Origin of the sequence: Pseudomonas guariconensis (assembly GCF_024127895.1) — a bacterium.
In the GTDB taxonomy this organism is placed as follows: Bacteria; Pseudomonadota; Gammaproteobacteria; order Pseudomonadales; family Pseudomonadaceae; genus Aquipseudomonas; species Aquipseudomonas guariconensis_B.
Map to the genome: position 1 here is coordinate 238266 of NZ_JAMYBK010000002.1, position 21450 is coordinate 259715.

General features: G+C 64.4%; 18 protein-coding genes. 11 read left to right on the forward strand and 7 right to left on the reverse strand.

What is annotated here, in order from left to right; all coding sequences use genetic code 11:
• Positions 1–100: 100 nt before the first annotated feature.
• The 8 genes from NJF35_RS03665 to NJF35_RS03700 all read left to right on the forward strand — a co-directional run bounded on the left by NJF35_RS03665 (position 101) and on the right by NJF35_RS03700 (position 6417).
• Complete coding sequence (locus NJF35_RS03665) at positions 101–739, forward strand: peroxiredoxin (RefSeq protein ID WP_225786653.1); 639 nt, start codon at positions 101–103, stop codon at positions 737–739.
• A gap of 543 nt (positions 740–1282) precedes the next feature.
• Positions 1283–1528, forward strand: a complete 246-nt coding sequence (locus NJF35_RS03670; RefSeq protein ID WP_253080296.1) for a DUF3077 domain-containing protein — start codon at positions 1283–1285, stop codon at positions 1526–1528.
• Positions 1529–1695: 167 nt separating this feature from the next.
• The gene (gene ssuE / locus NJF35_RS03675; RefSeq protein WP_225786651.1) at positions 1696–2289 is read left to right on the forward strand and encodes an NADPH-dependent FMN reductase; all 594 of its coding nucleotides are present in this window, start codon (positions 1696–1698) and stop codon (positions 2287–2289) included.
• Between the two features lie 91 nt (positions 2290–2380).
• Positions 2381–3346, forward strand: coding sequence for a sulfonate ABC transporter substrate-binding protein (locus tag NJF35_RS03680; protein WP_253080295.1), 966 nt, complete (start codon positions 2381–2383; stop codon positions 3344–3346).
• 57 nt (positions 3347–3403) lie between these two features.
• Complete coding sequence (gene ssuD, locus NJF35_RS03685) at positions 3404–4552, forward strand: FMNH2-dependent alkanesulfonate monooxygenase (RefSeq protein WP_253080294.1); 1149 nt, start codon at positions 3404–3406, stop codon at positions 4550–4552.
• A gap of 10 nt (positions 4553–4562) precedes the next feature.
• Complete coding sequence (gene ssuC / locus NJF35_RS03690) at positions 4563–5360, forward strand: aliphatic sulfonate ABC transporter permease SsuC (protein WP_253090677.1); 798 nt, start codon at positions 4563–4565, stop codon at positions 5358–5360.
• On the forward strand, positions 5357–6169 hold the full coding sequence (gene ssuB / locus NJF35_RS03695; protein WP_253090678.1) for an aliphatic sulfonates ABC transporter ATP-binding protein: 813 nt from the start codon (positions 5357–5359) through the stop codon (positions 6167–6169). Before ssuC ends, ssuB begins: the two co-directional genes overlap by 4 nt.
• Positions 6170–6201: 32 nt before the next feature.
• Positions 6202–6417, forward strand: a complete 216-nt coding sequence (locus NJF35_RS03700; protein ID WP_003255829.1) for a molybdopterin-binding protein — start codon at positions 6202–6204, stop codon at positions 6415–6417.
• Between the two features lie 67 nt (positions 6418–6484).
• On the opposite strand, the gene NJF35_RS03705 is transcribed toward NJF35_RS03700, so the two are convergent.
• From NJF35_RS03705 to NJF35_RS03725, 5 genes are all read right to left on the reverse strand, one after another.
• The gene (locus tag NJF35_RS03705; RefSeq protein WP_253090679.1) at positions 6485–11971 is read right to left on the reverse strand and encodes a dermonecrotic toxin domain-containing protein; all 5487 of its coding nucleotides are present in this window, start codon (positions 11969–11971) and stop codon (positions 6485–6487) included.
• Between the two features lie 78 nt (positions 11972–12049).
• Entirely contained in the window at positions 12050–12685 is a 636-nt protein-coding gene (locus NJF35_RS03710; protein ID WP_225786645.1) for a TetR/AcrR family transcriptional regulator, read from the reverse strand.
• Positions 12685–14262 (reverse strand): glutamate--cysteine ligase, encoded by a 1578-nt coding sequence (gene gshA / locus NJF35_RS03715; RefSeq protein ID WP_225786644.1) that lies wholly within the window; start codon positions 14260–14262, stop codon positions 12685–12687. The genes NJF35_RS03710 and gshA overlap by 1 nt, the downstream gene beginning before the upstream one ends.
• A 153-nt stretch (positions 14263–14415) precedes the next feature.
• Entirely contained in the window at positions 14416–14799 is a 384-nt protein-coding gene (locus tag NJF35_RS03720) for a PaaI family thioesterase (protein ID WP_225786643.1), read from the reverse strand.
• Positions 14799–17117, reverse strand: coding sequence for a Tex family protein (locus tag NJF35_RS03725; RefSeq protein ID WP_225786642.1), 2319 nt, complete (start codon positions 17115–17117; stop codon positions 14799–14801). The genes NJF35_RS03720 and NJF35_RS03725 overlap by 1 nt, the downstream gene beginning before the upstream one ends.
• Positions 17118–17348: 231 nt before the next feature.
• Between NJF35_RS03725 and ompR the strand changes: the two genes are divergently transcribed.
• Positions 17349–18089: a two-component system response regulator OmpR gene (gene ompR / locus NJF35_RS03730; RefSeq protein ID WP_225786641.1), complete on the forward strand. Its 741-nt coding sequence runs from the start codon at positions 17349–17351 to the stop codon at positions 18087–18089.
• Positions 18090–18207: 118 nt separating this feature from the next.
• Positions 18208–19521 (forward strand): ATP-binding protein, encoded by a 1314-nt coding sequence (locus NJF35_RS03735; protein ID WP_225786640.1) that lies wholly within the window; start codon positions 18208–18210, stop codon positions 19519–19521.
• A 29-nt stretch (positions 19522–19550) separates the two neighbouring features.
• Here NJF35_RS03735 and rimK read toward each other — a convergent pair whose 3' ends face one another.
• A complete protein-coding gene (gene rimK, locus NJF35_RS03740; protein ID WP_225786639.1) occupies positions 19551–20456 on the reverse strand; it encodes a 30S ribosomal protein S6--L-glutamate ligase in 906 nt (301 codons plus the stop codon).
• Complete coding sequence (locus NJF35_RS03745; protein WP_253090680.1) at positions 20453–20935, reverse strand: ATP-dependent zinc protease; 483 nt, start codon at positions 20933–20935, stop codon at positions 20453–20455. Before NJF35_RS03745 ends, rimK begins: the two co-directional genes overlap by 4 nt.
• Before the next feature lie 109 nt (positions 20936–21044).
• Here NJF35_RS03745 and NJF35_RS03750 point away from each other — a divergent pair, with 109 nt between their 5' ends.
• Positions 21045–21446, forward strand: coding sequence for an RNA-binding S4 domain-containing protein (locus tag NJF35_RS03750; protein WP_225786637.1), 402 nt, complete (start codon positions 21045–21047; stop codon positions 21444–21446).
• Positions 21447–21450 lie beyond the last annotated feature (4 nt).

A 21450-nucleotide genomic window follows, 5' to 3' on the forward strand; every position in this document is an offset into this window, starting at 1 on the left:
TTGTATGACATTTGGTTATAAACAAATCGATATTTATTCTTTTTGTTTTGCATCGGATGCAGGCACATTGAACCCATAACGCAGACACAGGAGCCCCACCATGAGCCTCAAACTCGGCGACATCGCCCCCGACTTCGAACAGGATTCCAGCGCAGGCAAGATCCGTTTCCACGAATGGCTGGGCGACAGCTGGGGCGTACTGTTCTCCCACCCGGCCGACTTCACCCCGGTGTGCACCACCGAACTGGGCCTGACCGCCAAGCTCAAGGAAGACTTCGCCCAGCGCGGCGTCAAGGCCATCGCCCTGTCGGTGGACCCGGTCGAGTCGCATACCCGCTGGATCGATGACATCAACGAGACCCAGAACACCGTGGTCAACTTCCCGATCATCGCCGACGCCGACCGCAAGGTTTCCGACCTGTACGACCTGATCCACCCCAATGCCAGCGACACCCTGACCGTACGTTCGCTGTTCGTCATCGACCCGAACAAGAAGGTGCGCCTGACGATCACCTACCCGGCCAGCACCGGGCGCAACTTCAACGAGATCCTGCGGGTGATCGACTCGTTGCAACTGACCGACAACCACAAGGTCGCCACGCCGGCCAACTGGCAGGATGGCGACGAGGTGGTGATCGTGCCGTCGTTGAAGGACGAGGACGAGATCAAGCAGCGCTTCCCGAAAGGCTACCGGGCGGTGAAACCCTATCTGCGGCTGACTCCGCAACCCAATCGTTGAGAATCCTTCGTTGCATTGCTCTTAGCCATAGCAGGGATCTTCGGGCCGTTTCGACGGCCCTTTTTTATGGGCGCAATCTTGTGGGTGAATCGGAGCGATGGTTCTTGGGGCCGCTCTGCGGCCCCACATGCATTGCCCCAATTTGTCGGACATTTCCGATCCTGAAACGAATTGCTTCAGTTCATCGTAATTAGCGAACTATCCTACGTGCCTGCCGGAAACCGCCGCATTGTTGGTGCAATGCCCCGGGGATAATTTCACCGGGTCGTCATATTTGGCGACCGGGGGTGAGATCCCGGAGCTACAAGCGGCCTTTCCTGTTATGGCAGCCGTGTTCGGGCAGACTTCGGTCTGACCGGGTTTCTTGTGCCCCGGATCTCACCCCGTACACGGCTGCCACCCTTCGTCTTGTGAGATTGACGATGGTGGTGACTTCCTGAAATCGCACAAGAGTCTCTGCCATGAAGAAGATCGTCCCCGATCCACCGCACTCTCCTGATTTTCCCGCCGACAACCACCTCCGCCCATATCAGGAGCAAGGCGATGACCGATAGCCCCTGGAAGACGGCAGGTGTCCAGACCTGCCTGGATACGTATCGCATCCAGCCCGGCATTCCATTCCAAACGGCCTTCAGCGAACTCTCCGTATTGCTCGGCTGCATCCGTCATCTGGCCTGTGAAGCGGAAATGGAGGGCGACCTGATCGCTGGCAGCGCCACCCGGATCCTCAGCGCCATGGCCAAGGCGTTGATCGATGACATGGAGATCGGGATGAACCGGGAACGGTGATTCGACTCAGGGGCCGCTCTGCGGCCCCAAATGGCAAAACAAAAAATGGAATAAACAAATGAAAAAATATGATTTCTAGATATATATGGCGAGCTGTTAATGTCACCTCATCCAGCGGGGCCCACAAACCCCGCGGCCATGTAACAGAATTCAAGGACGCGTCTTCCATGCTGGTCGTTTCTCTCGGCGGTAGCCCCAGTACCCGTTCACGCTCCGGCGTGCTTCTCGATCGTTCACGCCAATGGCTGCAGGACCGTGGTGTCGAGGTGGTGACCTTCCAGGTGCGTGAGTTCGCCGCCGAGGACCTGCTGCATGCGCGCTTCGACAGCCCGCAGGTACGGCACTTCAACGCGCTGGTCGCCCAGGCCGACGGCCTGGTGGTCGCCACCCCGGTGTACAAGGCCTCCTTCGCCGGAGCCTTGAAAACCCTGCTCGACCTGCTGCCCGAGCGCGCCCTGGAGCACAAGGTGGTACTGCCGATCGCCACCGGTGGCAGCATCGCCCACATGCTGGCGGTGGATTACGCGCTCAAGCCGGTGCTGTCGGCGCTCAAGGCCCAGGAGACGCTGCAGGGCATCTTCGCCGACGACAGCCAGGTCGCCTACGGCGAGCACGGCCAGCCGGCGCGGCTGAGCGAAGCCCTGGAAGAGCGCCTGCAGGATTCGCTGGAACTGTTTCACAGCGCCTTGGCCCGACGGCCCAAGCCCGTGGCTCCTGGCGTGCTCAACGAACGCCTGCTCAGTGCCCGCTGGAGCATCTGAGCTGGTATACCGCTTCACCGTTTTCCCCACCTTACTCGCCCGCCAACGGGCAAGCAGGTGCAACCCGAACCCCATCGCACAGGAGAGCGCCATGCGCACAGTCTTCTTGCGTCGAGGTCTGGTCGCCCTGTTTGCGGCGGCTGTGTCCTTCGGCGCCATCACCCAGGCACAGGCCGAGAGCTTGCGCATCGGCTACCAGAAATACGGCACCCTGGTGCTGCTCAAGGCCAAGGGCACGCTGGAGAAGCGCCTGGCAGAGCAGGGCGTGCAGGTGCAATGGACCGAGTTCCCCGGCGGCCCGCAGTTGCTCGAAGGGCTGAACGTCGGCTCCATCGACTTCGGCGTCACCGGCGAGACGCCGCCGGTGTTCGCCCAGGCCGCTGGGGCCGACCTGCTCTATGTCGCCTATGAGCCGCCTGCGCCGCACAGCGAGGCGATCCTCGTGCCCAAGGGCTCGCCGATCCAGTCGGTGGCGCAGCTCAAGGGCAAGAAGGTCGCCCTCAACAAAGGCTCCAACGTCCACTACCTGCTGGTGCGCGCCCTGGAAGAGGCGGGCCTGAAGTACAGCGATATCCAACCGGTCTACCTGCCACCGGCCGATGCCCGCGCCGCCTTCGAGCGCGGCAGCGTCGACGCCTGGGTGATCTGGGACCCGTACCAGGCCGCCGCCGAGCAGCAACTGCAGGCGCGCACCCTGCGTGACGGCAAAGACCTGGTCGACAACCACCAGTTCTACTTGGCCACCCGCCAGTACGCGACCACCCATCCGGGCGTGATCGCCACCCTGGTCGACGAGGTGCGTGCCGTGGGCGAGTGGTCCCAGGCCAACCCGCAGCAGGTCACCGACCAGGTGGCGCCGCTGCTCGGCCTGCCCGCCGACATCACCCTCACATCGGTCAAGCGCCAGGGCTACGGTGCGGCGCCACTTACCCCAGAGGTGGTGGCGGCCCAGCAGAAGATCGCCGACACCTTCCAGGCCCTGAAGCTGATTCCCAAGCCCTTGAGCATCAAGGACGTGATCTGGACACCGCCAGCCAAGGTCGCCACCGCGCCTTGACGATTCGCCTGTACCGGGGCACCGCCCCGGTTCGCACCCTTCGAGGAGACAACTCCAATGAGCCTTAACATTTTCTGGTTCCTTCCCACCCATGGCGACGGCAAGTACCTGGGAACCAACGAGGGCGCCCGCGCCGTCGACCACGGCTACCTGCAGCAGATCGCCCAGGCCGCCGATCGCCTGGGCTTCGGCGGGGTGCTGATCCCCACCGGCCGTTCCTGCGAGGACTCCTGGCTGGTGGCGGCATCGCTGATCCCGGTGACCCAGCGCCTGAAGTTCCTGGTGGCCCTGCGCCCAGGCATCATTTCGCCGACCGTGGCGGCGCGCCAGGCGGCGACCCTCGATCGCCTGTCCAATGGCCGCGCGCTGTTCAACCTGGTGACCGGTGGCGACCCGGACGAGTTGGCCGGCGACGGCCTGCACCTGAACCACCAGGAGCGCTACGAGGCGTCGGTGGAGTTCACCCGCATCTGGCGCAAGGTGCTCGAAGGCGAAGTGGTCGACTACGACGGCAAGCACATCCAGGTCAAGGGCGCCAAGCTGCTCTACCCGCCGATCCAGCAACCGCGTCCGCCGCTGTACTTCGGTGGCTCGTCGGACGCCGCGCAGGACCTGGCTGCCGAGCAGGTCGAGCTGTACCTGACCTGGGGCGAGCCACCGGCCGCGGTGGCCGAGAAGATCGCCCAGGTGCGGGAGAAGGCCGCCGCGCAAGGCCGCCAGGTGCGCTTTGGCATCCGCCTGCACGTGATCGTGCGCGAAACCAACGAAGAAGCCTGGGCTGCCGCCGAAAAACTCATCTCGCACCTGGACGACGATACCATCGCCCGTGCCCAGGCCTCGCTGGCGCGCTTCGACTCCGTGGGCCAGCAGCGCATGGCTGCCCTGCACAACGGCAAGCGTGACCAGCTGGAAGTGAGCCCCAACCTGTGGGCCGGTGTCGGCCTGGTGCGCGGCGGTGCCGGCACGGCCCTGGTCGGCGATGGCCCGACCGTGGCGGCGCGGGTCAAGGAGTATGCCGAGCTTGGCATCGACACCTTCATCTTCTCGGGGTATCCACACCTGGAGGAGTCGTACCGGGTCGCCGAGTTGCTGTTCCCGCACCTGGACGTCCAGCGCCCGGAAATCGCCAAGAGCGGCGGCTACGTGAGCCCGTTCGGCGAGATGGTGGCCAACGACATCCTGCCCAAGTCCGTGGCACAGAGCTGAGGGCCGGGCCATGAGTCGTACAACCTCCACCACCTGGCCGCAGCGCCTGGCGCCCTGGGCCTTGCCGCTGGCGCTGCTGGCGGTGTGGCAACTGGCGGTCGCCAGTGGCTGGCTGTCGACCCGCATCCTGCCGGCACCGAGCGCGGTGTTCGGCGCCGGCGTCGAGCTGGTACGCAGCGGGGAGATCTGGAGCCACCTGGCCATCAGCGGCTGGCGGGCGGCCCTGGGCTTCCTGATCGGCGGCAGCATCGGCCTGGTGCTGGGCTTCATCACTGGGCTCTCGAAGTGGGGCGAACGCCTGCTCGACAGCTCGGTGCAGATGATCCGCAACGTGCCGCACCTGGCGCTGATTCCGCTGGTGATCCTGTGGTTCGGCATCGACGAGTCGGCGAAGATCTTCCTGGTGGCGCTGGGGACGCTATTCCCCATCTACCTCAACACCTACCACGGCATCCGCAACGTCGACCCGGCGCTGGTGGAGATGGCGCGCAGCTATGGCCTGTCGGGCTTCGCCCTGTTCCGCCAGGTGATCCTGCCGGGCGCGCTGCCGTCGATCCTGGTGGGCGTGCGCTTCGCCCTGGGCTTCATGTGGTTGACCCTGATCGTCGCCGAAACGATCTCGGCCAACGCCGGCATCGGCTACCTGGCGATGAATGCCCGTGAATTCCTGCAAACCGACGTGGTGGTGCTGGCCATCGTCCTGTACGCCGTGCTCGGCAAGCTCGCCGACCTGGCCGCCCGCGGCCTGGAGCGTGTCTGGCTGCGCTGGCACCCCGCCTACCAGGCGGTGAAGAAGGAGGGCGCATGACCGTGCTCAACGAACAACCGCCGCGCCTGTTGCGCGGTATCCCCCTGGCGGCCAAGGACCTGCGCAAGACCTTTGGCCAGCGCGAAGTGCTGCGGGGCATCGACCTGCACATTCCGGCCGGCCAGTTCGTCGCCATCGTCGGCCGCAGTGGCTGTGGCAAGAGCACCTTGCTGCGCCTGCTGGCCGGGCTCGACCAGCCCAGCGGCGGTGAGTTGCTGGCCGGGGCCGCGCCCTTGGCCGAGGCCCGCGACGACACCCGCCTGATGTTCCAGGACGCACGCCTGCTGCCCTGGAAGAAGGTGATCGACAACGTTGGCCTGGGGTTGTCCGGCAACTGGCGCCCCCAGGCCCTGGAAGCCCTGGAGGCGGTCGGCCTGGCCGAGCGCGCCAACGAGTGGCCGGCGGCGCTGTCCGGTGGCCAGAAACAACGTGTCGCCCTGGCCCGGGCGCTGATCCACCAGCCGCGCCTGCTGCTGCTGGACGAGCCGCTCGGCGCCCTGGATGCCCTGACCCGTATCGAGATGCAGCAACTGATCGAGCGCCTCTGGCGCCAGCACGGCTTCACCGTGCTGCTGGTCACCCACGACGTCAACGAAGCCGTCGCTGTGGCCGACCGGGTGATCCTGATCGAGGACGGCGCCGTCGGCCTGGACCTGGTCGTCGACCTGCCAAGGCCCAGGGCGCGTGGCTCGCACCGCCTGGCAGCGCTGGAGAGCGAAGTCCTCAACCGAGTCCTGTCCGTCCCGGGTACGCCGCCCGAGCCGGAACCTGTAGCCCCTCTGCCCACGCAACTGCGTTGGGCGCACTGAACCCCAGAAGCCATAGAGAAGGAATCAAAGCCATGACCATCAAAGCGATCAACGTGCGTAACCAATTCAAAGGCACCGTGAAGGAAATACTCGAAGGCCCGGTGCTGTCGGAAATCGACGTGCAGACTGCATCCGGTATCGTCACCTCGGTGATCACCACCCGCTCCGTGCGTGAGCTGGAGCTGCAGGTGGGCAGCGAGGTGATCGCCTTCGTCAAATCGACCGAGGTGTCCATCGCCAAGTTGTAATGTTGGCGAGCAGGGCTGCGTTGCAGCCCTTTCGTCACACAAGCCTATTGGCCGGCGGTGAGGCCCTTCAACGTGCTGATGGGCGCAGGCCTTCGAACAGCAGGTTCGCTTGCGCCTCGCTCACAGGGCCCCGCCATGCACCGCTTCCGGCTCCCAGATTCCGTTCGCTTGCCACTTTGATATGGCCGGCCTTCAGCCGGGCGAACCCTTGCACAGGCCGCTGTTCGAAGTGAAAGTGAACGTACCAGAGGGCTTCGCCGGTGATGCTATCGTCGACCCGGTATTCCTCAAGGTATTCGAGTGGCTTGCCTTTGCTGCTTCTGGCTGGTACCAGTTCACGAGACCAACGGACTTTTACCGCCTTTTGGTCCACCAGGTATGTCAGGTGATCTACAGTTGGCTGCTGTGTGGCTTTGGTTTGTTGCAGGCGCAGTCGCAGCCCTAGTGCATCCAGTTCATCGGCGGCTTGCCTTAGGCGCTGGACCAGTGCCGACTGGGCTTCAGAGAGCGCCTCGCCGATCTGGCGGACCATGTCGTCAGCCCCCTTTCGCAAGTTGCTGGCGTAACCTTCGGCCATGCTCTGCAGGTCTAAGGGCCGCATGTTCAACACTTGGTAGTGTTGTAGCTTGGCGTGTTGTGCGGGTACGTTCTTCAGCAGCCGCTTTGCTGCGGTTTCCAGTGCCTTGGTCGGTACTGACGGCATTCGTCTGTCGTGGTGGGTAGCTCGCCATGTGCCTTGTTCGGTTCGGGTGTACCTGGCATGGGGCTGACCGTTCAAATTATGGCTGACCTCCATGGCTGACTCGCCATTCACTACCCGCTCGTGACCGATGAACACTTGATGGTCATCCGTCTCGAATACACGGGGCCGGCTTTGTCCGCGGTTACTGGCAGGCCGGGCTGAGGTGGCCGGTGTGCCGAGTCCTTGTTCGATCTTGGCGATCAGATCTTGCAGTGCGTCGCGCACCTGTGCCGCTGCAGCCGTATCGATGAAGTCGCCGTAGGTGTCCTCCCAGATGCGAGTCTGGTTGATGAAGCTTTGATACTGTTCCTTGAACTGGTGCAGTGCACGGCGCTCCTGTGATCGGCTCATGACCGTCAGGTCCAGGTCGCCCTGGCTGAACAGGCTTGTGCGCAGGTCACGGACGTGTGGGTTGAAACGCCTCAGGAACAGCAGGCTCTCGTAGCTAAATGGCGCGGGCTTGACCAACAGCGCTACCTGGGCAGAGACACGTACGATTTGATAACCGGCAGGATTGAGCGGCATCTCGAGCTTCATGATGTCCTGGTCGTAAGCCGTAAGGTCTGCCCCCCTCAAATGGTTGCGAACACGGGCGTAGCGTACGAATTCGGCTTCCAACTTCTGTAATACCAGGACCAACTGTTGTGCATTATTCCTCAGTGCCGTCATATGGGCCTTTACTGCGGTTTCGGTCAATTGGTCTGTCAGCCCCTCCAGACGCGCCAATTCCCTGAAGTAGTTCTGCATTTGCTGCCGTTGCAAGCTGATCAGTTTGCTGTGCTGTTTGCGCAGGTCATATTTGAACTCGTCGGCAATCGCCTGGTAAGACCGACGGTCGATCTGTCTGCGCAGCGTTTGCAAACGCTCCAGGCTCCGCTCGTTGAAATCCACGAACTCCAGTAACTGGTCAACGGCTCGTGTCAGGGCTCGATCTATGGTGGCGGCATCTGCGCGGCTGCCGGTGATACCGTCGCGGGTCACCCCGCGAACTCGGTTGTAGTTCTCCATCGTCTCGGGCAAGGTACGATGGAAGTGCTGCCTTGTACGATGCATTTCAGTCAGGATGGCGCGCGGCGACTGGATCGCCGGGCGTGGCCTGAGGTAGCCGCGCACCGTCTCAAGGCCCCGGTTGTAAAGGGTGCTGAGGTAAGCACCGCCGCCAGCCAGACCTGCATCGACGATCCGCCCGCTGACGCTGCCGTGGCTTTGCCATACACCCTCCCCGTTGAGCCGAACAGGTTGCTTGTAGGAGCGGGTGGCGTTGCCTTTCAGTCGCCAGGTGTGGTGGGAAGCGTCCCATTCGACAGGGTAGAGCTGGCCTTGGTGGGCAATGTAGTCCTGCCCCGACTCGACATGCCGATGCACCCCGCTGCCCCATGGCTGGGGATGATCGCTCCAGCGCCCGGAGGGCGCATCGATCGCATAGCCGGTGAACGGATTGGAGTGTTCCATGCGCGGGAGGCTGGTGACATGAAACCCGCTCTGGCGCTGCCTCTGCAAGGTCCGCGCGCGGGCCAGGGCTGCCCCGCTGGTTGGTGCGGCCATCGGCCAAAGATCGAACAATGCATCGATCAGTGACAGGAACACGCTGTTCAGGTGCTCGACGCCTTGGCGTGGGTCGCCGCGCATGAAGGCGGCAACGGCTGCGTTGGCGGCGCTCCATCCGTCATAGAGGCCGACGGCCAGACCTACGCCTGGAACGAAGCCTAGTGCGAGCTTGATGTAGTCATATATCTGGCCGTGAAGCATGGCCTCGGTTTCAAGGTATAGGTCGCTCTGGCTGCGCGACGATGTTCGGTGACGGCGGATGAGCCGGCCCATTTCAAGACTGGCATGGAGCTGTGGCAGGGACTCGTTGCGTACCAGGCCCACGCCGATGAAGCCCGACACCTTGGCCAGCAGCGCAGCATTGAGGTAGGCGAGGTGGTCGGAGGCCTTGCCATCCACAGGCAGTTCCGCCAGATAAGTACGCATGTCTTGTTCGAGCGCCATGGTTTGCAGGGCCTCGATCGCCAATTGCGAGGTGGTGTACTGGCTGACGACCTTGCCGTTGGGCGCATCGGGTAGCAATAGCAGCACGGGCCCTGTTTCGGCGTACAACAAGGATGCGCCAGACAGCTCTACATCCGTGCGCGATCCGTCTGGGGCCGTGCCGGGCCGGAGGACCAGCGATCGATGCTTGACGGTTCTCGCCGCGGCAAGCGTAAGTTGCTCCTGGGCGAAACGCTCCAGGAGCGCTTGGCCTTGTGTATCGAGTGTTTGCTGGCCTAGGGCGATGATTCGCAGACGGTGTTCGAACGGTGCACGGAGCAGTTCCTGGCGACGTGCGGTCTCCCAGTCAGTCTCCCCTTCCAACCCTTTGAACGCCTGGAGTATCAGGCGTTCGTAGGCGCCAGCCAGGTCCAGCTCCTTGGCCAGGTTGGCAATGTAGGTGAGATCAAGGCCTTCGATGTGTACAGGCGTTTCGTCTGGGCCTGTGAGCCGCAGATGCGCATTGGTCAGGCGCATGGCCATATGGTCATCCGCTGCCCATAAGAGGAACGTTTCCAGCGTGATATCGCTGCGCTGTTCACTGAAGCGGTAAACGATCTTCTGGGCATGCCCCTGGCCAGAGCCGGGTATGGGTTCACGCTCCTGGAACACGTGGTCGGCCATGTTGAGCGTGATCTTGGGCACTTCAGTCAGATTGAAATCCTGGCGAACCCGCTTATGCATGGCCGCGCGTGCGAACCGGGCTCGCTCGGGCAGATCTCGGCTCATCAACTGATGGGTGGCAAACATGGCTTGGCGCAGTGCTTCGAGCTGCTTGGCCAACCGTGCTGCCTGCGAGGCATCGAGCCTGACTTTCGGGCTTAGCTGGGTGTGAATCTCTGCGGTGCGGTTTCTTTCGGCAAGGCGCTCGAATGCCAGGAGCCTGGCCATGTTCGTGCTGATGCCCAGGCGCTGCCTGAATATTTCATGGTGAGCCGCCGAGGCTGGCGTGTTCTCGCTGTGCAATGCGCTGAGCAGGGTTTGCACGCAGTAGTCGAAAAAATGTGTGCCGACGGGCACCTGTGATATCGCAGGCGTGCTGGTCTCGAGAAGTTGCAGCACGGTGGCAGGCTCATGAGGCCAAGTGCTGTCGAGCAAGGCATCTGGCCAGGCTCCCTGAAGTGTGTCGAGCAGGCCTTGGAACAATTGCTCTGGGTTGGCGAACGCCTTGAGCCCCCCGTCTTCTCCAGGCTTGTAGAGCAATATCGAAGTCTCTGGCGTTTGTTCCTGGTCGCTGGGTATGCCTTGGAGGGTAAGGTAACCCGTTAAATAAAAGTTGCGACCACCCAGGGTCAGCATCAGCGCGCTCGTTTCAACCGGGCGCAGATAACTGGGCTCGGGCTGTTCCACGACATATTGGGTCCAGGTCAACTGGGCTTGGGTCAACTCGCCGAGTCGCTGCTGCAGTCGGGCCTCCAGGAGCAGCCCTTGGCCAAGATGCTGACTGATGTGACTGAACCGGGAGGTGTCGCCATGGCGCTCGCTCCAAACCTGCGGGGTGAGCGTTGGCGGGAGTTTGTCGAACAACTGCGCAAGTTCCACACGCTGGCGTTCCAGCGTCGATTGAAGTGTTCTGAGCTCGGTAAGCTTGGCCGATTGGGGAGTTGACGCACCGTCCAGATAGCCGGCCAAGAGGTCCTCCTGGCGCTCGACTCGTTGCCTGCGCCAGCCGAACGGCAAGCGCGGGGCGAGCGAGTCGAAATGCACCTCTTGCGCTGCCAGATGCTCATCCGCCTGGATCAACTGGTTGATTTCAGCTTCGGTAGCGTTTGCCAGATCCTTTCGCATCCACTCGGCACGCTTTTCTTCCCAGGCCTCGAACGCGCTCCAGTCCAGAGGGTCGGTGCTACCTTCGGGGCCGGCCTGAACAAGGCGTCTCATACTCAACCCTTGATGGTCAGCCAGTGTGCTATCGAACATTCGAGCGAAGCCGTTGGCACCTATGTCTTGCAAGCTGATGAGGGTAAGGTCGGCGTTCTCCGCGAGGAGTGTTTCAGTGTCTGGCCAGATTATCTTTCGATGCTCGAACAACCAGCCCAGTAGCGCAGGTTCATGCTGGAACGCGCGTATGGCGCTATTGGCACCCGGCCTGTAGAGCAGCCAGCGGGTTTCGCCCGCTCTGGGCTTGACCAGCAAGGCATGGTTGCTAATTTTTCTATGGTTGGCGGGATGGTCCCAGCTTGCGAGTGCGTACTGGCTGTTTTCGTCCAACTGGCCATGGTCCCATGCCTGCGCACCTATGCGCTCGAGGGCAAAGGCAAGGTCCAGGCTATGGACGAAGTGCTCGTGCAGTAGCCGTTGGCCTTGTTGCCGGCGCGAAACGGCGTGCCCAGGCATACGCCCTTCCCAATAGTTGGATTGGGCATGCAAGTGGGCTGTGCCGATCAACGGGGTCAGGTGGGTTATCCAGTCTGCGCCGCTCCAGCGGTGGTACTCGGAGGTCTGTGCAAAACCCCAGGTTGACCAGGCGCTGAAAGCGTTGGCGAATGATGGGCTGACCAGAAGGCGGGCCGCGAAACCCAGCAGCGTGACTTGGCTGTCGCCATGCATGAGGCCGCAGCTTTCAGGGTCGGCCTGTATGTGCGTCTGCAATACCTGGCGCACAGTCGGACGCAGGCGGGGAGCTTGCTGGAGCAGCATGCGCAGTTCAGTGGCGAGCCGCAGCCGGTTCTGGTTGGCCGTGGCAAGGGCATTGCCGCGCCCGGCGGTTCTCCAGCCTACATCCTCGACGTCGAAGGAGGTGGTGGCGGGCTCGAAGGAGAGGTGGGAGTCATGTGTCATGCGATCACCGAAGTGGGTAGCCAGGAATGGAACCCGAATTTCAATGATCAGAGGGAAGGCGTGGGTGTTACATATTGCTCATGGATGCTGGCGCTTGGCCAGGAACGGCGGCAGGTACAGCCCCAGGTACGCCTCGAACACCCGCTTGCCTTCCTCGGCCATGCGCGGCGTGATCTGTTCATGCAATTGCACCGACCGGGCATAGACCCGGTCGCTCAACTCCATGGCCAGCGCGAACACATCCACATCCTTCGGCATCGCCGGCAACTGGAAGTGTTGGTCGAACAGCTTGTGCATCAGCTCGCCCAGCTCCATGTCGTGCTGGCGGTCGGCCTGGACCACTTCGCTCAGGCCATGCTGGGCGAGAATCAATTGGCGCGCCGCGGTGTCCTGGTTGTAGATCTCCAGCATGCGCTGCTCGATCAGCCGCGACAGGTCGTGCCAGGTGTCCAGCGTGGCCGTGTCGATCGGCGCGCGCAGGGCTTCGCGGAAGGCCCGGTGCACATCGGCGGTCAGGGCCTCCAGCAGGGCCGGGACGCTGGCGAAGAAGTGGTACACCGACGACGGCGGGATCTGCGCCCGCTCGGCCACGCTGTAGATCGACAGGCCTGCCACACCCTCGTGGGCCAGCAGCTCACGCGCTGCGGCGAGGATCGCGTCGATCCTCGCCTGGCTGCTGGCGCGTGGCTTGCGCGGGCCGGTGCTGCGGCTCATCAGTTGCTGATCGCCAGGATGCTGGCCTGGTAGGCACCGACGAACAGGTCGAAGTCGCCGACCTCCTGCTGCTCCAGGCGTGCCTGCTCGGCCAGGGACTGCCGGGCGAGGGTGTCGAACGCCTGCTGACGTTCGGCTGGCAGCGGCTGCTCGCGGAACGTCTCGGCGTGGGCCTGGCTCTGGCGCAGGGCGAAGCGCACGAAGCTTTCTTCGCGCTCGGTCATGCGTGCCAGCACCTGGGCCGAGGGCGTGAGGGCCGGGTCGTCGATCTTGGCCTGCTGGGCGGCCAGGGCCTTGGCATGCCCGTCGCCGCCCTGGGCGCGGTCGAGCAGCTCGGCCAGCGGCGCGATGCGGGTGATCAGCTCGCCGGCCCAGTCCTTCAGGCTGATCGGCTGGCCGTCACGGCGTAGCTCCAGCCCTGGGCGTCGGCCTTCCTTGACCACGGTGAGAAAGTTGCTGGTGCACTGGCCGCATTCGCCGTTGTCCAGCAGCGGGCTTTCATCCAGGGCACAGAACAGCAGGAACGCATCGAGGAAGCGTGCCTGGGACAGGTCGATGCCCACCGGCAGGAACGGGTTGATGTCCAGGCAACGCACCTCGACGTACTGCACGCCGCGGGCCATCAGGGCCTGGATAGGCCGCTCGCCGGTGTAGGTGACGCGCTTGGGGCGGATGTTCGAGTAGTACTCGTTCTCGATCTGCAGGATGTTGGTGTTCAACTGCACCCACTCGCCATCCTTGTGCGTGCCGATCGCCACATAGGGCGGATAGGGCGTGCCCACGGCCTTGCGCAGGCTGTCGGTGTAGCTGGCCAGGTTGTTGTAGCAGGGCGTCAGGCCCGCCTGGGCGTTGCTCTGGTAGCCCAGGTCGCTCATACGCAGGCTGGTGGCGTAGGGCAGGTACAGGGTCTCGGCGTCGAACTGCTCGAGCTGGTGCGGGCGGCCGCGCAGGAAGCCGGCATCCAGCGCCGGCGAGGCGCCGAACAGGTACATCAGCAGCCAGCTGTAGCGGCGGAAATTGCGGATCAGCGCGATGTAGGCCGCCGACTGGAAGTCGCGGTCGTTTTCATCGCTGCCTTCGGCCTGGCGCAGCAGCGGCCACAGGGCTTCGGGCAGGGAAAAGTTGTAGTGGATGCCGGCGATGCACTGCATGGTGCGGCCGTAGCGCAGGGCCAGGCCCTTGCGGTACACGTGCTTGAGCTTGCCGATGTTGGAGGTGCCGTACTCGGCGATCGGGATGTCATCCTCGGCCGGCAGCGCACAGGGCATCGACGGGCTCCACAGGTACTCGTCGCCGAGCCTGGAGTAGACGAAGCGGTGGATTTCCTCGAGGTTCTCGAGGACCTGGGCCGGGTCGGCCAGGGCTGGGGTGATGAACTCCAGCAACGACTCGGAGTAGTCTGTGGTGATCTGCTCGTTGGTCAGCGCCGAACCCAGGGCCTCCGGGTGCGGGGTCTGGGCCAGGCGACCTTCGTCGGTCACGCGCAGGCATTCGCGCTCAATACCGTGCAGGCACTGCTTGAGCAGGGGGAGATTGGCGCCGAGCAGGCTCAGGCGGCGGTTGAGGAGTTCGCTCAAGATGGATTCCTTCACGCGTCAGTCGCCCCAATATGGGGGTAGCATTGACGGTCTACAAGGGTAGGGACAAAGGAACTGGCGTTGTCGCCTGGTTTACGCGGATCCGGCAGTGCCAGCGCACTGCCGAAAATACCGCAGATGCCCCGTCGGGAGCTAGAGAACCGCGAAGGTTCCTTGGGCCTTGGCGACGAGTTTGTCGCCCTGGCGTACGTCGGCGTCGACCACCAGGGTGCGGCGCCCGGCATGCAGCACGCGGGCGACGCACAGTACCTCGCCGTCGCTGACGGCGCGCAGGTAGTTGATCTTGCATTCGATCGTCACGCTCTGCTGGTCGAAGCCATGGCTGGCCGAGCAGGCCAGGCCCATGGCGATGTCCACCAGGCTGAAGATCGCCCCGCCATGCAGCTTGTGGGCGCGGTTGCGCAGCTGTGGCGTGAGCGCCAGGGCGACCTCGGCGACGCCTTCGTCCAGGCGTTGCAGGCGGCAGCCCAGGAGCTGGCTGAAGGCGCTTTCGACGTATTCGGCAGGAACGTCCATCACTTCTTCTTCAACTGCTTGGCGTTGGCGAACAGGGCGGCCATGGCATTGTTGACCGGCGCCGCGGTTTCACGCTGGCGGGGTGCCTGCTGTTGGCGGCTGCCCGCATTGCCGCGTCCACCGCCACGGTTGCCTTCGACCTTCTCGCCCGGGGTGTCGCTCATGCGCATGGACAGGCCGATGCGCTTGCGCGGGATGTCCACTTCCATGACCTTGACCTTGACCACGTCGCCGGCCTTGACCGCTTCGCGCGGGTCCTTGACGAACTTTTCCGACAGTGCCGAGATGTGCACCAGGCCGTCCTGGTGCACGCCGATGTCGACGAAGGCTCCGAAGTTGGTGACGTTGGTCACCACGCCTTCGAGGATCATGCCCGGCTCCAGGTCCTTGAGGTCCTCGACACCGTCCTGGAAGGCGGCGGTCTTGAACTCGGGGCGCGGGTCGCGGCCGGGCTTGTCCAGTTCCTGGAGGATGTCGGTCACGGTCGGCAGGCCGAAGGTCTCGTCGGTGAAGGTCTTCGGGTCGAGGCGCTTGAGGAAGCTGCTGTCGCCGATCAGCGAACGGATGTCGCGGCCGGTGTCGGCGGCGATGCGCTGTACCAGCGGGTAGGCCTCCGGGTGCACCGCCGAGGCGTCGAGCGGGTTGTCGCCATTCATCACGCGCAGGAAGCCTGCGGCCTGCTCGAAGGTCTTCTCGCCGAGGCGGCTGACCTTTTTCAGCGCCGCGCGGGTGGCGAACGGGCCATTGGCGTCGCGGTGGGCGACGATGTTCTGGGCCAGGGTGGCGTTGAGGCCGGAGATGCGCGTCAGCAACGCCACCGAGGCGGTGTTGACGTCCACGCCGACGGCGTTTACGCAGTCCTCGACCACCGCATCCAGGCCACGGGCCAGTTTCACTTGGGAAACGTCGTGCTGGTACTGGCCGACGCCGATGGATTTCGGGTCGATCTTCACCAGTTCGGCCAGCGGGTCCTGCAGGCGTCGGGCGATCGACACGGCGCCGCGCAGGGACACGTCCAGCCCAGGGAATTCGCGGGCGGCCAGTTCCGAGGCCGAGTACACCGAGGCGCCGGCCTCGGAGACCATGATCTTGGTCAGCTTCATGGCCGGGTACTTCTTGATCAGCTCGCCGGCCAGCTTGTCGGTCTCGCGGCTGGCGGTGCCGTTGCCGATGGCGATCAGTTCCACCGAGTGCTTGGCGCACAGGGCGGCGAGCACGGCAAGGGTGCGGTCCCAGTCGTTCTTCGGAGCGTGCGGGTAGACGGTGGCGGTTTCCAGCAGCTTGCCGGTGCCGTCGACCACGGCCACCTTGCAGCCGGTACGCAGGCCCGGATCCAGGCCCAGGGTGGCACGCGGGCCGGCCGGCGCGGCCAGCAGCAGGTCGTGCAGGTTGTGGGCGAAGACGTTGATCGCCTCGCCTTCGGCGTTGTCGCGCAGCTCGCCGAACAGGTCGGTTTCCAAGTGGGTGTAGAGCTTGACCTTCCAGGTCCAGCGCACCACCTCGGCCAGCCATTTGTCGGCAGGGCGGTTGCGGTTGGCCAGGCCGAAGTGCTCGGCGATCATCACCTCGCACGGGTGCAGGGTGCCCGGCAGTTCCTCGCCGACCTTCAGCGACGCGCTCAGCACGCCCTCGTTGCGGCCACGGAAGATCGCCAGGGCACGGTGCGAAGGCACGCTACGCAGCAGTTCGTCATGGGCGAAGTAGTCGCGGAACTTGGCGCCTTCCTCTTCCTTGCCGGCCACCACGCGGGCGCTGAGCACCGCCTCCTGCTTGAGGAAACCGCGCAGCTTGTCGAGCAGCGCGGCGTCTTCGGCGAAGCGCTCCATGAGGATGTACTTGGCGCCTTCCAGGGCGGCCTTGATGTCGGCCACGCCTTTTTCGGCATCGACGAAACGCGCCGCTTCGGTTTCCGGGGTCAGCTGCGGGTCGCCGAACAGCCCGTCGGCCAGGTCGCCGAGGCCCGCCTCCAGGGCGATCTGGCCCTTGGTGCGGCGCTTTTGCTTGTAGGGCAGGTAGAGGTCTTCGAGGCGGGTCTTGGTGTCGGCCAGCTTGATCTCGCGGGCCAGCTCCGGGGTCAGCTTGCCCTGTTCCTCGATGCTGGCAAGGATGCTCGCACGGCGCTCGTCCAGCTCGCGCAGGTAGCGCAGGCGCTCTTCGAGGTGACGCAGTTGGGTATCGTCCAGGCTGCCGGTCACTTCCTTACGGTAACGGGCGATGAAGGGCACCGTCGAGCCTTCGTCCAACAGGGCCACGGCCGCCTCGACCTGCTGTGGGCGAACGCCCAGTTCCTCGGCGATACGGCTGTTGATGCTGTCCATGAGAACCACCTGACAAATTGTGAATGCTGGAGGCCGCAAGGGGGCATTCGGGCCCGGCGGCGCTGGGTGAAAGCGGCGCATTATACCCATCGTGCCGGGCTTGCGGTGATAGCGCCGGGCCAGCGCAGGCCCGGCGGGAACTGGCGCCAGGGGAAAAATCTGCTAACAATGCACACGGCACGCGTTGCAATGGCTACGCCATAATGCGCGGCGACATCAAAGGAGTTATTCATGACCAGCACCGCAAACACCGCTGAAGGCGACAAGATTCTCATCGTCGACGACGATCCGGGGCTGAGCAGCCTGCTGGAGCGTTTCTTCACCAGCAAGGGCTATCGCGCCCGTGCGGTGCCCAATACCGAACAGATGGACCGCCTGCTGGCCCGCGAGGTCTTCAACCTGGTGGTGCTCGACCTCATGCTGCCGGGCGAGGATGGCCTGGCGGCGTGCAAGCGCCTGCGTGCGGCGAACAACCAGATCCCGATCATCATGCTCACCGCCAAGGGCGACGAGCTCAGCCGCATCAAGGGCCTGGAGCTGGGCGCCGACGACTACCTGGGCAAGCCGTTCAACCCCGACGAGCTGATGGCGCGGGTCAAGGCCGTATTGCGCCGCCAGGCGCCCAGCGTACCGGGTGCGCCCGGCAGCGAGGACGAGACCGTCACCTTCGGCGACTACGAGCTCTCGCTGGCCACCCGCGAGCTCAAGCGCGGCAACGAGGTGCACATGCTGACCACCGGTGAGTTCGCCGTGCTCAAGGCCCTGGTGATGCATGCCCGCGAGCCGCTGACCCGCGACAAACTGATGAACCTGGCCCGGGGCCGCGAATGGGATGCCCTGGAGCGTTCCATCGACGTGCAGATCTCGCGCCTGCGCCGCATGATCGAGCCCGACCCGTCCAAGCCGCGCTACATCCAGACCGTCTGGGGCGTGGGCTATGTCTTCGTGCCGGACGGAAACGCCGGAAAATGAGCCTGCTGGCATGCCTCGACGCGGCAGGGCGATCCGGACGGGTCGCCCTGTTTTCGTCTGTGGCGTGCCGGCAACCCCCGCGAGCCCTGCTCGTGCCGCATTGCAGTAGTTGTCCTCGATGAAAACGCCCCTGTGGTTCCCGCAAAGCTTCTTCGCCCGCACCCTGTGGCTGGTGCTGATCGTCGTCCTGTTCTCCAAGGCGCTGACGCTGGTGTACCTGCTGATGAACGAGGACGTGCTGGTCGACCGCCAGTACAGCCATGGCGTGGCCCTCACGCTACGTGCCTACTGGGCGGCCGACGAGGAGAACCGCGACAAGATCGCCGAGGCCGCGGGCCTGATCCGGGTGACCGGTGCCGGTGTGCCCGAGGGTGAACAGCACTGGCCCTACAGCGAGATCTACCAGCGTCAGATGCAGGCCGAGCTGGGCGAAGACACCGAGGTGCGGCTGCGTATCCATGCACCGCCAGCCCTGTGGGTCAATGCGCCGAGCCTGGGGCCGGGCTGGCTGAAGGTGCCGCTGTACCCGCACCCCTTGCGTGGGCAGAAGATCTGGAACGTGCTGGGCTGGTTCCTGGCCATCGGCCTGTTGTCCACGGCGTCGGCCTGGATCTTCGTGCGCCAGCTCAACCAGCCGCTCAAGCGCCTGGTGTTCGCCGCGCGCCAGCTGGGCCAGGGGCGCAGCGTGCGCTTGCCGATCAGCGATACGCCGAGCGAAATGACCGAGGTGTACCGCGCCTTCAACCAGATGGCCGAGGACGTCGAGCAGGCCGGGCGCGAGCGCGAGCTGATGTTGGCGGGGGTGTCCCATGACCTGCGCACGCCGCTGACCCGCCTGCGCCTGTCACTGTCGCTGATGGCCAACGACAGCGAGCTGACCGACGACATGGTGCGTGACATCGAGGACATGGACGCCATCCTCGACCAGTTCCTCGCGTTCATCCGCGACGGGCGCGACGAGCCGCTGGAGGAAGTCGACCTGGACGAGCTGGTGCGCGAGGTGGTGGCGCCGTATAACCAGCCGGAGGAGCGCGTGCGCCTGTGCCTGGAGCCGATCCCGCCGTTTCCGCTGCGCCGGGTCTCGCTCAAGCGCATGCTCGGCAACCTGATCGGCAATGCCCTGCATCACGGTGGCAAGGGCGTCGAGGTGGCCGCCTATGTGTCTGGCGACCAGAGTGCGCCCTACGTGGTGCTCAGCGTGCTGGACCGGGGCACCGGTATCGATGAATCGGAGCTGGAGACCATCTTCAACCCCTTCATCCGTGGCGACCGGGCCCGGGGAGGCAAGGGCACCGGGCTGGGGCTGGCGATCGTCAAGCGTATCGCTGCCCAGCATGGCGGCAATGTCGAGCTGCGCAACCGCTCCGGTGGCGGGGTCGAGGCCCGGGTACGCCTGCCGCTGGGGTTGATGCTGCCGCGTAACGCGGTCTGATTCGCGGGGCTCCCTTCGCGGCGTTGGTTTCAGCCCTTGCCCTTGGTCCGCGTCTGGTTCGGCCCGCCGTTCTTTTCCAGGTGCGCGATGATCATGCCGGCCACGTCCTTGCCGGTGGTCACCTCGATCCCCTCCAGCCCTGGCGATGAGTTCACTTCCATCACCAGCGGCCCGTGGTTGGAGCGCAGGATGTCCACGCCGGCCACGCTCAGCCCCATGACCTTGGCTGCGCGGATGGCGGTCATGCGCTCTTCCGGGGTGATCTTGATCAGGCTGGCGACGCCGCCCCGGTGCAGGTTGGAGCGGAACTCGCCAGGCTTGGCCTGACGCTTCATCGAGGCGATGACCTTGTCACCGACCACGAAGCAGCGGATATCGGCCCCGCCGGCCTCGCGGATGTATTCCTGGACCATGATGTTCTGCTTCAGGCCCATGAATGCCTCGATCACCGACTCGGCGGCCTTGGTGGTCTCGCACAGGACCACGCCGATACCCTGGGTGCCTTCGAGCACCTTGATCACCAGCGGGGCGCCGTTGACCATCTGGATCAGGTCGGGAATGTCGTCCGGCGAGTGGGCGAAGCCCGTGACCGGCAGGCCGATGCCGCGCCGTGACAACAGTTGCAGGGAACGCAGCTTGTCGCGCGAACGGGCGATGGCCACCGACTCGTTGAGCGGGTAGACGCCCATCATCTCGAACTGGCGCAGCACGGCGCAGCCATAGAAGGTGACCGAGGCGCCGATGCGCGGGATCACCGCGTCGAAGCCCTCCAGCGGCTTGCCGCGGTAATGGATCTGCGGCTTGTGGCTGGCGATGTTCATGTACGCACGCAGGGTATCGATCACCACCATCTCATGGCCGCGCTGGGTACCGGCTTCGACCAGACGACGGGTGGAATACAGACGCGGGTTGCGCGACAGCACAGCGATCTTCATGCAGCACCTGTGACAGGGGAAAGGGTGGTCGCAAAGGCCGGTTTGTCCTGAACGTACTTGAGGCCGGGGTTGACGACCAGTTGGCCATGGATCAGCGCCTTGGAGCCGAGCAGCAGGCGATAGCGCATGTTCTTGCGGCAGGCCAGGGTGAACTCCACTTCCCAGACCCGGTCGCCCAGGGCCAGAGGGGTACGGATCACATAGCGGACCTGGGCCTGGCCGTTGGAGCTCTTGATGGTCTTGCGGGTGACCAGTGGCGCCTCGCAGCGGCGGTGACGCAACTGCACCACCGAGCCCAGGTGGGCGGTGAAGCGCACCCAGGGCTGGCCATCGCGCTCGAAGGGTTCCACATCGGTGGCGTGCAGGCTGGAGGTGCTGGCACCGGTATCGATCTTGGCGCGCAGGCCCGCGACGCCGAGGTCGGGCAGGGCGACCCACTCGCGCAGGCCGATCACAGTCAGATGGTCAAATGTCTTCACGAAGCACACCCTGCGAATGAGGTGGTGAACTGTAAGCACGCCGGCGACTTTTTGCATCCGCAAGTTACGGTAGTACAGTTCGGTGACAGACAGCATTCGAGGTATCGGGATGGCACACAAGTCGGAAGAAGACGACAAGGTTCGCCTGGACAAATGGTTGTGGGCGGCGCGTTTCTACAAGACCCGGGCCCTGGCCAAGGCAGCCATCGAGAGTGGCAAGGTGCATTGCCGGGGCGAGCGCTGCAAGCCGGGCAAGGAGCCGCGGGTGGGCGACGAGTTCGTCCTGCGTACCGGGTTCGACGAGCGCACCGTGGTGGTCAAGGCGCTGTCGGTGGTGCGACGGGGCGCGCCGCAGGCGCAGGCCTTGTACGAGGAGACCGAGGAGAGCGTTCGGCGTCGCGAACAGGCGGCGCAGATGCGCAAGGCCGGGGCGCTGGGCGTGACCACCGACGGGCGCCCGACCAAGAAGCAGCGGCGGCAGATCCACCAACTGCAGGGCAGTTACGACTGAGCCG